Source organism: Paenibacillus uliginis N3/975 (genome assembly GCF_900177425.1).
GTDB classification, from domain to species: Bacteria; Bacillota; Bacilli; order Paenibacillales; family Paenibacillaceae; genus Paenibacillus_AQ; species Paenibacillus_AQ uliginis.
The window spans coordinates 4,258,865-4,274,415 of record NZ_LT840184.1 but is presented as its reverse complement, the minus strand read 5'-3'; the positions used below and the strand labels follow the sequence as shown (position 1 = coordinate 4,274,415).

Sequence of the window (15,551 nt, the reverse complement as noted above, 5' to 3'; positions counted from 1 at the left end):
ACTCAGGCGCCTTTTCAAATTCTCAAGTTAATTACTAAGCATTCTCTACCTTCTCGGCCAGAAAGAGTTCGTACACTTTAACGACAATGATCTTGAGAACCATATATGCAGGAATGGCCAGAAGTACCCCCAATATTCCGTATAAATCACCACCGACAAGCAGCAGGACAATCGTAGTCAGTGGATGGATCTCGAGCTGTTTACCGTAAATGACAGGAGTCAAAATATTATCCTGAATTTGCTGTGCGATGACAATAACCACTACAGACCAGATGGCAATGCTGGGAGATTCAATAAAGCCGACAATGACAACAGGAATGGTTGCGAGCAGAGCACCGACATATGGAATAAAATTTAGTATGAAAGAGATCAGTGTAAGAAGCAGTGAATAGGGGAGTCCAATGATCAGAAACCCGATATATATCATGACACTGAGCACCAGATTGAGGATCACTTTTCCGATGATGAAATTGCTAAGCGCGTTGTCAATTTCACGAAGTACTTCTTGTCCGTCTTTACGAAACCGTCTGGGTAGGGCACCGAGAAGTTTTGGCGGAAGTTTATTGCTCTCCTTAAGCATGTAATACAACACAATAGGTACGGTTGCAATAATGACAACTACACTGGATACCACTGTAATGAGGTTGCTAATAGAGTCGCTGATCCATGATATAACCTGGTCTACATACTCCATCATACGGTTATAAAGTTCGGATTCTGAAGGAATAAGACGGGACCAGAACGGATTTTGTTGTAGCTGATTCATTTGCTTCTGCATATCTTCGACCAAATTGGGTGCATTCATGATGAAATTTGCAATCTGTTCATTTAATGTCGGCCAAACTACGACGATAAAGATGGTAAGTATTCCGATGAACACACAATAAATTATAAGTACGCCAAGTGAGCGTTTGATCTTTCTCCGTTCAAGATAGTCTACGATGGGCCGCAGTAAATAATAGAAAAATCCGGCCATGGCAATTGGTACGAGAAGCATGTTGAATATGGACAGGATAGGATTGAATAAAAAGCTGATCTTAGAACCGAGATAAATGATTAACAGCAGTGCAATAATACCGAGGCACGTTCGAAAATATTTGCTCTGCACCATAAGGCGTTTCCTCCAGGTTATGTATAATGTCGTACCTAAAAACTGCTTAACAGTACTCATTACTCATTAACCATATTAATATGATTTGAAGAAAAGCGAGATTACTGTTCATAATAAATTAGTGCCTTATCGTCACCTGGGTATGGATCGGTACAAGAGAAGCCAGTTCATTGACATCCTTGTTGTACATACGGATACAACCGTGGGATACAGATCTTCCGATAGAAGAAGGGTCATTCGTTCCATGAATACCGTAATGCGGCTTCGATAAGCCTAGCCAGTATGAACCAAAGGGTCCGCCAGGATTAGGTTGTTTATTAACAATCGTATAGTTTCCAGGAGGTGTCTGTGTAGCTAGTTTACCGACAGCGATAGGGTAGGTGTGTACCACACGATTCCCGTCAAGCAAATGAAGTTGATAATCCGATGTATCAACGATTATCCGGTAATTTGGCATAATGAATCACTCCTTCTTCACCTATCTTATGTGAAGGGAAGAGTCGACGCGCATTAAAGTGTGCGAAATGGGCCTTTAATATCTTTTCCGTTTTTTAACATGTAGTTGTTGAATATTTGACGTAGCCAATGTGCGATATCCTAAATTATTACAACGAAATAAAATGGTCGGAACGTGTTATAGTATAGAAGCGGTAACCAAGCCGTTCTTACACATCAGGAAGGAGATTGACAGTCGTGTCTCCGGTTAATTTTTATAAAAATTATATTAAAAACAATATGTTCACTAAAATACTGCTCCTGTTTGCTGCGATCACTGTGGTGACGATTCTTTCGGTGTCATATCTAATGTATTACTTTTTGTCCCAAACTGCCGTACGAGACGAGCTGGGTAACCAACGCGAAGCGGTAGAGCGGGTAGAACGGTATATCAATCAGAAATACGAGACTGTGCAGTCGTATGTAAATGATTTGTACCGTAGCACCACGCTTAGTGATGACGCTTCCTTTTTTCTGATGAACTCATTCGATGAATACATGGCCAAAAGAATCGACCGGATTATCGGGTCCCGCGGATCCAATTCAGATAGTATTTTGTCTTATTTCAAAAAGCGTCTGGAAGATGATACTGATATTGAAAATATCATTCTTTACAGTGCAGAGAAGCAATACATTTATGTCTACAAGCAGGGGAGTATGAACAAGCTATACCAAGTCAACTCGGCGCGGTCATTCATTCCGGATGTCATGGCACTAGAGAGCTTGAACGTAACGCTGCCCAATGAATGGGTACAGAAACTGACTCGGAACGAAGAAAGTCAGCTGTTTTCCATTCGAAGTCCGATTAATGATATGAGAACCTATAAAAATTTGGGCCAATTGCTTGTTTATTTTCGGACAGAGGGCTTACATCAGATGCTGTCGAGCCAATCACCCAATATGAAGGGATATATTCTGGTATTGTCCGCCGATGGTCAGGTGCTGTTTGATTCTTCAAGTAAGTTCTATGGTAAGCGTTATCCATATGCGGAAGAGCTGCTCAATCCGAAGGAGACCGTGGAGCTGGAGGAAGAGTCTTATATAACCACTTTGTCTAATAATCAAGGGGGATTCACTGTCGTTGGAATCGCTCCCAAAGCGGAGGTTGCAGCGACTTATGAGGGTCTTCGCAGTACGATCATTCTGGCTGCTCTGGCATGCGTATTGTTCGCTGTCCTACTCCCTGCTGTGGTGATTGTTAATTATTCGAAGAGAACTAACAACATTATCCGGTTTATGCGTAAAGTAGAGACCGGGGATTTTGTAGCCAGAATTCAGGATCCGAAGGAAGATCAGCTCGGACAGATTTCACAGAGTTTTAATGAGATGTTGGAAAAACTGACCAAGTATATCGACAAAGTGTATAAAGCGGAGATCAATCAGAAGAATGCGGAATTGTCTGCGCTTCAAGCAAGAATTAACCCCCACTTTTTATATAACACATTGGAAGTCATTCGAATGAGGGCGCTCTCTCAAGGGGCTCAGGATGTTGGTGAGATGATCTACAGCTTATCTGTGCTCTTTAAAAATATGGTGCAGACCAAGGACAATTACACGCTGAAGGATGAACTTGAGGCTTGCCGTTTATACCTTGAACTATTTCGGATCCGGTATAAAGACAAGTTCACCTATGAATTCGACTGGGAGAAGGAGATCGGTGCAATCCCGATGATCAAGATGTCGCTGCAGCCACTAATAGAAAATTATATTGTCCATGGTCTGAAGACAGACCGTTATGATAACCATATTCTCATTACAGCTGTCCGGGAAGATGACCGGGTGCATATTGAAATTCGTGATAATGGTAAAGGAATTACAGCGGACAAGTTGGACAGTATCCTGAAGCGTCTTCAGTTAGCCGAGGCTAGCGGGGAGGAATCATTTGGTCTAAGAAGTGTTAACGAGCGTCTGAAGCTCACTTACGGAAATAAGTTTGGTATGGACATCCAGAGCAAGCCGGGTATCGGTACTACGGTGTCGATTGATTTTCCGGTGACAGAAGAGGAGATGGAAAGTGATGTATAAGGTATTTATCGTAGACGACGAACCTTTTATTATTGAAGGACTGTATGATGCCGTAGATTGGCCGCGGTTCGATATTGAAATTGTTGGTAATGCAGAAAACGGAAAGCTGGCGCTTGAGAAGTTGAAAGAGCTCCCTGTGGATATACTCATTACGGATATCTCTATGCCTGTCATGACAGGGCTCGAGTTAATAGCGGAGGCCAGAAAAATCAAACCGGAGCTTAAAGTTATCATCCTTAGCGGATTTGACGATTTTGCTTATTTAAAGGAAGCCATGCGTCTTGGAATTGAAAATTATCTGCTGAAACCGATTAATCTAAAAGAGCTTGAGGAGACACTCTCTGGTACGATTGAGAAGATCAACGCCTCAAGAGCGAGTTATGCGCTTAATGAATATGATATTTCCATTCTGAGAAGTAATATTTTACACCGCTGGTTAACCGGGAAGATCGAGCCGGAAGAGCTGTCAGAGCGTGCTTCTTTACTGGGTCTTCGACTTGACCAGTCTTATATGATGGTGTCTGTGCTGCGAACTCAATCGGCGAAAGTGGAACAGGCGCTGATACAACTGGTGGAAAATGAAGACAACGTTCTTTATTTGGTCGATTATGACGGAGACTTTGTTGTGATTTTTACGATGGATGATTCCGAAGCTGAGAAACCAAGAGCTATCCGGTTGCTCCAGCAAGTTAGGGAGCAGTGTTTCGGAGAAGATATTTGTATTTCTCTGGGAAGTGTGGAGACCCTTCCAGAGCATAACACGGACAGCTATCGGCATGCGAAAGAGGCTCAGGAGTATTTTCTGGTCCTAGAGCAGCCATCATATGTGGACTATGTAGACATCAAGGAGCGCAAGGAGGAGGCTTCACGATCCTTCTCGTTACATTGGCCTGACTATGCCAAAGGCATTGCAGCAAGGGATAAACAGGAGTTGTTTAACAAAATCGATAGTGATTACGAGCGACTTCGGAATACGCCTGGCATTGTGCCGAGCGCGTTACAAAGCTTTGCTGTAGAACTGATTATCCGTTTTAAGATGGAGCTTAGCGACATTCAATATGGTGCTGCCCCGGACTTCGTTAAAAACACACTTACCCGCATTATGGAATCAGTATCAATAGATGATTTGATTGCTGCTGTGAAGGAGGGGATTGGCGGTCTGGTCGATTCCTTGAACAGCGATATCAAAAGTCCTGTGATTCAGCAAGCTCTTCACCATATTCATCAATCTTATAACGAGGATTTGTCGCTTAAAGTGCTCGCTGGGCAATACCATATTCATCCGGTTTATTTGGGGCATCTTTTTCATAAGGAAACAGGGGAGAGTTTCACGGAGTACATAAACCGTTACCGGATTGAGAAAGCTAAAGAACTGCTTCGTACGACAAACCTTAAAGTTCAAGATATTTCCAGGGAAGTCGGTTATTGGGAAACTGGGTATTTCTACAAGCAATTCAAGAAGTATGTAGGTTTATCGCCAAGAGACTTTAAAGGACTGCTCTGATGTATTGATCAGAGTGGTTTTTTCTTTATTTTCACCATAATAACTTTGATTTTTAACCTATGTGAAACTGCTTTCATCCGGTAACCTTAGAAGTGTAGAAAGTGTACAAGAGAGAAAAAAGGGAGGAAATAAAATGAGTAAATCAAGAAAGAAGTGGCTGCTTCCAGTTACATTGCTGTTGTCCGTTTCTATGCTGTTGTCTGCTTGCGGTGGTGACAAAAAGGATGCTAATGAAAGCGCAAGCAACGATGGCGGTACAGCAACTAAACCAGTGGAACTGATCTGGTATACGATCGGTCAGCCTCAGAAAGATCTGGATAAAGTTGAGGCTGAGATCAATAAGTACACTGCTGAGAAAATCGGTGTAACCGTTGACATGAAGCAGATTGATTTCGGTGACTATACACAAAAAATGCAGGTTATGGCAGCTTCCGGTGAGCCGATGGACATTTTGTTCACAAGCTCATGGGCATTTGATTACGTTCAAAACGCAAGAAAAGGCGCATTCATGGAGCTTGATGAGTTGATTGAGAATCATGGACAAGGCATTAAAGAAGCACTTGACCCTGCTTTCCTGGAAGGCTCCAAGGTTGACGGACATAACTACGCGATCCCGGCTAACAAAGAGCTTCCGGCTCAAGAAGTATGGCGTTTCAACAAAAATCTTGTTGAGAAGCACAACCTGGACATCTCTAACGTGAGATCATTGGAAAGCCTTGAGCCAGTGCTCAAAACAATTAAGGAAAATGAGCCAAATGTTGTACCTCTCGCGATCAACAAAGACTTTGCTCCACTTCTTCCTTTCGACTACGTCATTGAAAAAATGCCGATGGCTGTTTATATGAACGATAAAGAAGAATTGAAAGTTATCAACTTCCTCGAAGCTCCAGAAACGATGGAAACTTTGAAAACAATGAACAAATTCTACAAAGCAGGATACATTTCTCCTGAAGCAGCAACAACAACTTCTACACAAGATTTGTTTACTTCTGGAAACTGGTTTACAGACCGCGCTTCTACACAGCCGTTTGCCGATAACATGTGGGGTGAAAGCTATGGTTACCCAATTGTCTCCGCACCAGCCGGTGACCCTGTCATCTTCAACTGGTCTGTAATGGGTTCCATGCAAGCGATATCCGCGAACTCTGACCATCCTGAAGAAGCTATGAAATTCCTGAATCTGCTTAATACAGACGCAACACTTCGTAATATGGTAGATTCCGGTATTGAAGGCGTACACTACAAGAAACTTAGCGAGAATGTAATGGAAAACTTGCCTGAATCTAAGAACTACGACATGCCTACATTTTCACTTGGTAACGTCATGCTTACTTATTTGAACCCTGAAGATCCTGAGAACAAGTGGGAAGAATTCAAGAAGTTTAACGCATCCGGTCAACCTGCACCGCTGCTCGGCTTCAACTTCGATCCTACAAAGGTATCTTCCGAACTTGCTGCGGTCAACAACGTGAAAGAAGAATTCTGGGCCCCACTGATGACAGGTACTGTAGATCCAGAACAATTCCTGCCTAAAGCAATCGAGAAATTGAAAGCTGCCGGCCTAGACAAAATCATGGCTGAAGCTCAAAGCCAAGTTGACGCTTGGAAAGCAAGCAACAAGTAAGAAGATTGACAATGTGAATACAAGGAGTGCGGTCATCGACCGCCCTCTCTTTTTCATTCACCACGAGGAGGGATAAACGTGAGAGCGATCGGACAATTCTTTAAAAATATTATGCTCAATAAAGCGATGCTGTTCTTTGTTTTGCCTGGAGCCCTTTGGTTTCTCTTTTTCTCCTACTTGCCGATGTTCGGAACGATCATTGCGTTTAAAGAATACCGTTTTAGCCGCGATGGATTTCTGGCCAGTATCATAGACAGCAAGTGGGTCGGACTTGATAACTTTAAATTTTTGTTTAGTACGAACGACGCATATATCATTACGAGAAACACGGTGTTGTATAATTTCGCCTTTATCGTGCTTGGCCTCATCTTGTCTGTTGCCCTGGCGATTGTACTGTCTGAAATCGTAAATAAACGACTGGCGAAAGTTTACCAGACCGGCATGTTTCTGCCTTATTTCTTATCATGGGTAATCGTCGGTTATTTTGCATTCAGCTTTTTAAGTATGGATAAAGGGGTACTCAACCAAATCCTTGGATGGTTCGGTATGGAGCCGATTCAGTGGTACTCGGAAGCAAAATACTGGCCTTACATTTTGACTTTGATCAGCTTGTGGAAATCCATTGGTTATAACAGTGTTATTTATCTCGCATCTATTACGGGGATCGACAAGTCGCTCTATGAAGCGGCTATGATTGACGGCGCGAACAAATGGCAGCAGATCAAGTCAATTACGATCCCAATGCTGAAGCCGCTTATGACCATCTTAACCCTGCTTGCCATAGGCAGAATCTTTTATGCGGATTTCGGACTGTTCTATCAAGTGCCGAGAGATTCCGGTACGCTTTATTCGGTCACGAACGTTATTGATACCTATGTATACCGTGGACTCAAGACTACCGGTGAGATCGGTATGAGTACTGCCGCTGGTCTGTATCAATCTGTTGTCGGATTCGCCCTTGTTATGACTTCGAACTATATCGTGCGCAAATATGACAAGGAAAACGCGTTGTTCTAATCCGCAAATTTTCATCAAAGGGGGTACGTACCGTGAGTAACAGCAAAAGCAAGACCAAGACTCAAGACTTTCATCAGCTCTCCAAGGGTTGGAATATTGGAGCGAACCTGATTGCTGGAATATTTTCCTTTTTGTGTGTATTTCCGTTTCTGTTTGTAATGATCATTTCCTTTACGGATGAGAAATCTCTTGCCCATAACGGGTATCAGATTTTTCCTGAGAAATGGAGTTTGGAAGCGTACAAGTACGTATTCGAGACAGGTGACACGCTGCTCCGCTCGTACGGCGTAACGATCTTCATAACCGTTGTGGGTACGCTCATCAGCTTATGTGTCATCTCATTGTACTCCTATGCGATTTCACGTAAAAGCTTCAAATACCGTAACTTCTTTTCATTTTTCGCATTCTTTACAATGCTCTTTAACGGTGGTCTGGTGCCGACTTATATTGTAGCTACACAGCTTTTGGGACTTAAGGATTCGATCTGGGCGCTCATATGGCCGCTTGCCGTTAACGCCTTTTACATCATGATTCTGCGTACGTTTTATGTCACGAGTGTTCCGGATGCGATTGTTGAGTCCGGTAAAATTGATGGAGCATCGGAGTTCAAAATTTTCTATAAAATCGTTCTTCCGCTTTCCCTTCCTGGGTTGGCAACGATCGGATTGTTCAGCACGCTCGGATACTGGAACGACTGGTTTAACGCGCTCTTGTACATTGATGATCCGAACCTGGTTCCATTGCAGTCCATGTTGATGCGGATTGAAACGAGCATGCAGTTCATTCTGCAAAATTCCCAAAACTCTTCACTTAGCATGGAGGCTCTTCAATCATTGCCTCAGGACACTTCCCGTATGGCGATGGTGGTACTGGCCACCGGACCTATCATTTTGGCTTATCCGTTCTTCCAGCGTTACTTTATCCAAGGCCTGACGATCGGTGCGGTAAAAGAATAATCCATGTTATGACCGGAGGGATTGCAGATGACTTATAAAGATGCTGGCAAGCCAGCCATGGAAAGGGCTCAGCACCTGCTTAGCCTCATGACTCTGGAAGAAAAGATCGGACAGCTGATTCAACCTTTCGGCTGGAAGACCTATGAATATAAGAACGGTCAGATTTCATTAACTGAATCTTTTAAACAGCAAGTGACCAACGGCGGCGTGGGCTCCCTCTACGGGGTGCTCCGTGCTGATCCGTGGACAGGGGTATCGCTCGAAAATGGTCTCTCTCCCCAGGAAGGTGCTCAGGCGGTAAATGAAATTCAACGTTACGCCATTGAGCATTCCCGTCTGGGCATTCCGATTCTGATCGGAGAGGAGTGCTCCCATGGACATATGGCGATCGGTGGGACCGTCTTTCCTGTACCGCTGTCGATAGGAAGCACATGGAATGTAGATCTGTACCGGGAGATGTGTCATGCCGTTGCCGTTGAGACACGAAGCCAGGGCGGGGTAGCTACTTATTCGCCGGTGCTGGATGTGGTGCGTGATCCCCGTTGGGGACGCACGGAAGAATGTTTTGGGGAAGATCCTTATCTGATCAGCAAAATGGGTGTTGCCTCGGTTGAAGGACTTCAAGGTGAGTCTCTTGATCGGGACGACAGTGTGGTTGCAACGTTGAAACACTTTGCGGGATATGGAAGCTCGGAGGGTGGAAGAAATGCCGGACCGGTACATATGGGACGGCGAGAATTGATGGAAGTGGATTTGCTGCCGTTTAAGAAAGCAGTTGAAGCTGGAGCCGAGTCTATTATGCCGGCATATAACGAAATCGACGGAGTCCCATGTACAGTCAATTCCGAGTTACTTGACGAAATTCTCCGCAAGGAATGGGGTTTTGACGGGATGGTCATTACTGACTGCGGAGCTATCGATATGCTTGCTTCCGGTCACGATACGGCGGAGGATGGCATGGATGCCGCGGTTCAGGCCATTCGGGCAGGGATTGATATGGAAATGTCTGGAGAAATGTTCAACAAACATTTGTTAGAAGCCGTAAATCTCGGTAAGCTGGAAACGGAAGTTATTGATCAGGCTGTCCAGCGTGTGCTTTGTCTGAAATTCAAACTCGGATTGTTCGAAAATCCTTATGTTGATCCGAATCGTGCAGGGAACGTCATAGGGAGTAGCGAACATATTGCATTAGCTCATCAGCTTGCCGCTGAAGGTACCGTATTACTCAAGAATGAGAACGGGATTCTTCCGCTGTCCAAGACGTCCGGTAAGATTGCGGTTATCGGTCCGAATGCGGATCAAGGATACAATCAGCTCGGTGATTATACATCACCGCAACCTCCCCACAGCGTGGCTACTGTGCTGAAGGGAATTCGTCAGAAGCTGAAGGATGAGCCGCAGCGTGTGCTGTACGCACCAGGATGCCGGATTAAGGATGATTCAAAAGAAGGTTTTGATTTGGCTTTGTCCTGCGCAGAGCAGGCGGATACGGTCGTTATGGTACTTGGGGGTTCCAGCGCCCGTGATTTCGGGGAAGGAACGATTGACCTGAGAACCGGGGCATCTAAAGTGACGGAGCATGCTTGGAGCGATATGGATTGCGGTGAAGGAATTGACCGAATGACCCTTCAACTGTCGGGTGTACAGCTAGAACTGCTTCAGGAAATTCATAAGCTCGGTAAGCCCGTTGTGGTTGTATTGATCAATGGACGACCTATTGCAGAGCCTTGGATGGACAAGCATGCCCATGCCATTCTTGAAGCTTGGTATCCGGGTCAGGAGGGCGGTCACGCCATTGCCGATATTCTGTTCGGTGATGTCAACCCATCGGGACGTCTGACGATATCGGTACCTAAGCATGTCGGTCAGCTCCCTGTTTATTATCACGGGAAGCGCTCGCGCGGCAAAAGGTACTTGGAAGATGATTCACAGCCGCGCTATCCGTTTGGATATGGACTGAGTTACACTGAGTTCAGCTACAGTGATTTGAAAATTGAACCGCAAGTGATCCGGTCTGACGAACAAGCGACGCTGACCGTTAACGTAACCAATACGGGAGACCGTGAAGGGGACGAAGTCGTTCAGATGTATATATCTGATGCCGTAAGTCATTACACCAGACCTGCCAAAGAGCTAAAGGGCTTCCGCAAGATCCACTTGAAGCCTGGAGAATCAAAGACTGTTGAGTTTACGGTTGGAGCAGAACAATTGCAGTATATCGGCAAAGATTATAAGTATGTTGTTGAGCCAGGTCTGTTCCGCGTGATGGCAGGCAGACATGTCAATGATACGCTTAGCACTGATCTGACGGTGCAGGAGGATTAAATTCATGGAGCGAATTAGACGATTTATCAGGGAATTGTCAGAGCGTCAGTGGCTGGAGGTCATGGGGCTACGGGACTGGGATATTACACGTTCCACTTATAAACTCCCGGGACAATATGAGAATACAGAACCGTATCCTCAAGGAGAGGGATTGGAGCGGTTCCCGAGTAATCAGGGAACAACGTATTTCTTCCGCAAAACACTGGAGCTTCCCGTTACATGGTTTAATGACAAGATCGGTTTCGTGTTCGAGTCTGGAGGAGAGGGTCTGCTGCGTGTGAACGGCCGTTCTTATCAAGGGCTGGACCGGAATCATACGTTTGTCACCTTGGATCCCGAAAGAACCGGACCTAGAGTAGAACTCGAAATTGAGCTGTACGACCCGATTCCAGAGCCGGTGGATCCACTGAACCAGCAGGCGGTCATCCAGCCTCCAATTACCTCCATCCGCAGTATGCTGGTTCGGGTCAATACACCTGTACAAAGTCTGATGTACACCGTGACTGTTATACGCGATTCCATGGTCCTGCTACCTGAGCAGGACTTCAGGCGTGTCCGTCTCATGGAGGCACTTTACCGTGCGATGGACAGGTTCGTTGCCATGGATGAGGCTACAGTGCGTATGGGAGAAGCTGTCATTCGGCTTGAAAAGGACCTCGTTCGCGAGGTTGGTGAGATCGGCAACAATGCTGAGGGGACCGAGCACATGGTCGGTCAGTCACATATTGATATCGCGTGGCTGTGGCCTGTACGGGAGACGGTCCGAAAAACAAGCCGTACCTTTTCAACCGTTGATGCTTTAATGGAGGAGTATCCTCAATATAAATACGCACAGAGCCAGCCGCTGCTGTTTCAGTTTTTGAAAGACAATGACCCCGAGCTATACGAGCGGGTGAAAGAGAGAGTAGCAGAAGGACGCTGGGAGCTGGTCGGAGGAATGTGGGTCGAACCGGACCTGAACATACCGAGCGGGGAATCACTTATGCGTCAAATGCTTTACGGTCAGCGCTTTTATCTGCAGGAGTTTGGGAAAATGTCGGACATTGAGTGGCTTCCGGATACATTCGGTTATTGTGCTTCACTGCCGCAAATTTTGAAACATGGCAGTATCCGTTATTTCATGACCACAAAACTTGGCTGGAATGATACGAACGTATTTCCGTACGACTTATTTCACTGGGTAGGGATTGACGGAACGCCGATGTTGTCCTACCTGAACCATGGAGTGAATGAAAATACACTGCCGAAGGATGTTCATGACCATTGGCAGTCTTACCGTCAGAAAGATGTTCATAACGAGCAGATGCTGCTCTACGGACATGGCGATGGCGGCGGTGGTGCAACCCGTGAAATGCTGGAGTATATCGACCGGGCAGAATTGATGGTAGGCCAGCCGGCCAGCCGTTACAGCACGGCAGCGGAATTTTTCGAAAGTATTGAAGAGCGCAGTCCAAAGCTTCCAACATGGCGAGGGGATCTCTACCTGGAATTGCACCGCGGAACCTATACCACGCATGGTCGTAATAAGAGGTACAACCGGAGAGCGGAAATGCTGTACCGCGAAGCAGAGTTGTGGAACACGCTGGCAGCTCCAGCTATGGCTGATGGACAGATACAAGAAGTAAATACTAAACTTCATGACGGCTGGAAGCTGATTCTTTTAAACCAGTTCCATGACATTATCCCGGGGTCGGCGATTACCGAGTCATACGTGACCTCCGAGAAAGAGTATGGCGAAGTATTCGATAAAGGAAACACATCGCTTCAGATCGGGCTTCAAGCACTCGCTGCACAAGTGAGTACTGAAGGAGAAGGGCTACCATACCTCGTATTCAACAGTTTGGGATGGTCCCGTGATGCCGTCATATCCATACCGTGTGAAGATAGCCCGGATGAGCAAGCTGTTTATGATGCGGGGGGTAACCATCTCAAGAGTGATGTAATGACCGATGACATGGGAGCAGTTTCCTTGACCGTATGTGTGCCGAGCGTACCTGCCTTTGGCTATAAGACCATATGGGTGCGGACAGGAGAATCCTCGGAAGGATTATCCCACAGAGAGCAAGGAAATCTGGATCATCTCTGGGAGAGTGAGTTCTACAAAATTCAGTTCAACGACCGCGGCGAAATCATCAGTCTCTTTGATAAAGAAGCTAACCGTGAAGTGGTGAAGGATGGAGAACGGGCAAACCGGTTTCATTTTTTCCATGACCGTCCTGTGTTATGGGATGCTTGGGACATTGATACCCGTTATGAGGATCAGGTTGCCGGAGAAGCCGAGCTGTTAGAGAAAAAAGTGGTTCTAACGGGTTCGGTAAAGGATATTCTCCGTTTCCGGTGGCGGTTGCATCAATCAGAGATTACTCAGGATATGATTTTGTATCATCAGGATCGCCGAATTGATTTTAAAACCCATGTCAGCTGGAATGAATCACACAAATTACTCAAGGTTGGGTTCCCGATCGACGTCGTGACAGAAAAGGCGACTTATGAGATTCCATTCGGATCCATTGAGCGTCCGACACATCGAAACACGAGCTGGGAACAGGCTCAGTACGAAGTATGTGGTCACCGTTTCGCAGATGTATCGGAATTCGGATACGGTGTCAGCTTGCTGAACGACTGCAAGTACGGTTATGACATTCAGGGCAGCACTATCCGTCTGTCCCTGCTGAGAGCTCCTAAATGGCCGGATGTCACGGCGGACTTGGGAGAGCATCAATTCACGTATTCCTTGTATCCTCATATAGGGGATTGGCGTCAAGCCGGTACGGTCCGAAAAGCTGCAGAGCTGAACTACGAGCTGCCTGTTCTCCCTGAGTCTCCGAAACAGGGAACACTGCCATCGACACATTCATGGATTCCGTTTGAGAGCCAGCATGTCGTGCTCGACACGGTCAAACCTGCAGAAGACGGCAGTGGTGTTGTTCTTCGTTGGTATGAGTCCTCTGGAGGACGTGATTCTGTCACCTTGACATGGCCGCATCCGTTCTCGAAAGTGTGCTTGTCCAATGCACTGGAGGAAGAAATCGAGATTCTTCCAACCACGGAGGGAACGATTTCACTTCAATTTTCACCTTATGAGATCAAAACAGTGAAACTTATATATTCCTAATACCTAACTTACTAAAGGAGCCAATACACATGGAACAATTTAGACTCCCCAAAATACCTATGCCGACCCTTACGCTGCCACAATCCATTCAAGATGTGCTGAAGGAAGCGGAAGAGAAGCTGGCCCATCGCCCTAAGCTTTTACAGTTGTTTAAAAATACGTTTCCGAATACGTTGGAGACGACCACTAAATTGATGGATGATGGCACTACTTTTGTTATCACCGGTGATATTCCTGCAATGTGGCTTCGTGACTCCGTTGAGCAAGTGATGCACTATGTACCATTTTCCAAAAACGATCCAGAATTACAACGTGTTTTAAGTGGTCTGATCAAGCGTCACATGAACTATATTCATATTGACCCTTATGCCAATGCATTTAATGAATCCGCCAATGATTGGCACTGGAACACCGATGACGAGACGGATATGTCTCCATGGGTGTGGGAGCGTAAGTTCGAAATCGATTCCCTGTGCTTCTCCATCCGTCTGGCTTATGCTTACTGGAAGGAGACTGGACTTACGGATGTGTTTGATTCCGGATTTAAAGCAGCTATGCTGAAAATCGTGGAGCTGTTCAAGACGGAGCAATACCATTTCGAACGTTCCCCATACCGCTTCACACGGGATAACGGAATTCCGGAAGACTCCTTACGCAACAACGGACTTGGTATGCCGGTCAATTACACGGGCATGGTATGGTCAGGCTTCCGTTCAAGTGATGACGCTTGTGATTTCCACTACAACATTCCAGGTAACATGTTTGCTGTAGTAGCTCTGCGCCATATGCAAGAATTCGCAGAATGGATTTTCCGTGATATGACACTTCTGGCTGATCTTAAGAAGCTTGAGGCTGAAATTGATCACGGTATTAAGCTCTACGGAATTTACCGTCATCCGGAGTTTGGACCGATATATGCATACGAAACCGATGGATTCGGCAACTATTGCTTGATGGATGATGCAGGTACACCAGGGCTAATGTCCATCCCTTATCTTGGTTATGTAACCGCAGATGATCCGATTTACCAGAACACTAGACGTTTTGCTCTGAGCAAAGAAAATCCGTTCTATTTTGAAGGGAAAATGGCTAAGGGAATCGGAAGTCCGCATACACCAGCGAATTATATCTGGCACATGGCATTGTCCATGCAGGGAATTACGGCATCATCCGCTGAAGAGAAACTTGAAATGATCGCTATGCTGGAATCGACAGATGCGGATACCGGATTCATGCATGAAGGCTTCCACGCTGATGATCCGAAAGTGTTCACCAGATCATGGTTTGCTTGGTCGAACAGCCTGTTCTCTCAACTTGTGTACAAGGCGATGAAAGAAGGCATTTTGTAAGCTTACGTTGATCTAAATTTATGCATGATA

10 protein-coding genes are annotated in these 15,551 nt (G+C 45.6%); 8 read left to right on the top strand and 2 right to left on the bottom strand.

All coding sequences use genetic code 11. The features are described 5' to 3' along the window. Positions 1-34: 34 nt before the first annotated feature. Both B9N86_RS20415 and B9N86_RS20410 read right to left on the bottom strand, forming a co-directional pair. Complete coding sequence (locus B9N86_RS20415; RefSeq protein WP_208914973.1) at positions 35-1,111, bottom strand: AI-2E family transporter; 1,077 nt, start codon at positions 1,109-1,111, stop codon at positions 35-37. Positions 1,112-1,229: 118 nt separating this feature from the next. Then, positions 1,230-1,568, bottom strand: coding sequence for a L,D-transpeptidase (locus tag B9N86_RS20410; protein WP_208914971.1), 339 nt, complete (start codon positions 1,566-1,568; stop codon positions 1,230-1,232). 236 nt (positions 1,569-1,804) lie between these two features. On the opposite strand from B9N86_RS20410, the gene B9N86_RS20405 reads away from it, so the two are divergent. The 8 genes from B9N86_RS20405 (at position 1,805) to B9N86_RS20370 (ending at position 15,521) form a co-directional block, all read left to right on the top strand. Continuing rightward, the gene (locus B9N86_RS20405) at positions 1,805-3,631 is read left to right on the top strand and encodes a sensor histidine kinase (protein WP_244562775.1); all 1,827 of its coding nucleotides are present in this window, start codon (positions 1,805-1,807) and stop codon (positions 3,629-3,631) included. After that, a complete protein-coding gene (locus tag B9N86_RS20400; RefSeq protein WP_208914969.1) occupies positions 3,624-5,135 on the top strand; it encodes a response regulator transcription factor in 1,512 nt (503 codons plus the stop codon). The genes B9N86_RS20405 and B9N86_RS20400 overlap by 8 nt, the downstream gene beginning before the upstream one ends. Positions 5,136-5,268: 133 nt before the next feature. Beyond that, positions 5,269-6,759, top strand: coding sequence for an ABC transporter substrate-binding protein (locus B9N86_RS20395; protein ID WP_208914967.1), 1,491 nt, complete (start codon positions 5,269-5,271; stop codon positions 6,757-6,759). A gap of 87 nt (positions 6,760-6,846) precedes the next feature. Continuing rightward, the gene (locus tag B9N86_RS20390) at positions 6,847-7,776 is read left to right on the top strand and encodes an ABC transporter permease (RefSeq protein WP_208920567.1); all 930 of its coding nucleotides are present in this window, start codon (positions 6,847-6,849) and stop codon (positions 7,774-7,776) included. 32 nt (positions 7,777-7,808) lie between these two features. Then, a complete protein-coding gene (locus tag B9N86_RS20385) occupies positions 7,809-8,732 on the top strand; it encodes a carbohydrate ABC transporter permease (protein WP_208914965.1) in 924 nt (307 codons plus the stop codon). Positions 8,733-8,759: 27 nt separating this feature from the next. After that, positions 8,760-11,057, top strand: a complete 2,298-nt coding sequence (locus B9N86_RS20380; RefSeq protein WP_208914963.1) for a glycoside hydrolase family 3 N-terminal domain-containing protein — start codon at positions 8,760-8,762, stop codon at positions 11,055-11,057. A 4-nt stretch (positions 11,058-11,061) separates the two neighbouring features. Then, positions 11,062-14,172 (top strand): alpha-mannosidase, encoded by a 3,111-nt coding sequence (locus tag B9N86_RS20375; RefSeq protein ID WP_208914961.1) that lies wholly within the window; start codon positions 11,062-11,064, stop codon positions 14,170-14,172. Positions 14,173-14,201: 29 nt separating this feature from the next. Beyond that, the gene (locus B9N86_RS20370) at positions 14,202-15,521 is read left to right on the top strand and encodes a glycoside hydrolase family 125 protein (RefSeq protein WP_208914960.1); all 1,320 of its coding nucleotides are present in this window, start codon (positions 14,202-14,204) and stop codon (positions 15,519-15,521) included. Positions 15,522-15,551 lie beyond the last annotated feature (30 nt).

What these genes read in the sequence shown, in the direction of transcription:
- B9N86_RS20415 (WP_208914973.1), bottom strand. Translation starts at nt 1,111, where the DNA reads ATGGTGCAGAGCAAATATTTTCGAACGTGCCTCGGTATTATTGCACTG.
- B9N86_RS20375 (WP_208914961.1), top strand. Translation starts at nt 11,062, where the DNA reads ATGGAGCGAATTAGACGATTTATCAGGGAATTGTCAGAGCGTCAGTGG.
- B9N86_RS20370 (WP_208914960.1), top strand. Translation starts at nt 14,202, where the DNA reads ATGGAACAATTTAGACTCCCCAAAATACCTATGCCGACCCTTACGCTG.
- B9N86_RS20400 (WP_208914969.1), top strand. Translation starts at nt 3,624, where the DNA reads ATGTATAAGGTATTTATCGTAGACGACGAACCTTTTATTATTGAAGGA.
- B9N86_RS20395 (WP_208914967.1), top strand. Translation starts at nt 5,269, where the DNA reads ATGAGTAAATCAAGAAAGAAGTGGCTGCTTCCAGTTACATTGCTGTTG.
- B9N86_RS20410 (WP_208914971.1), bottom strand. Translation starts at nt 1,568, where the DNA reads ATGCCAAATTACCGGATAATCGTTGATACATCGGATTATCAACTTCAT.
- B9N86_RS20380 (WP_208914963.1), top strand. Translation starts at nt 8,760, where the DNA reads ATGACTTATAAAGATGCTGGCAAGCCAGCCATGGAAAGGGCTCAGCAC.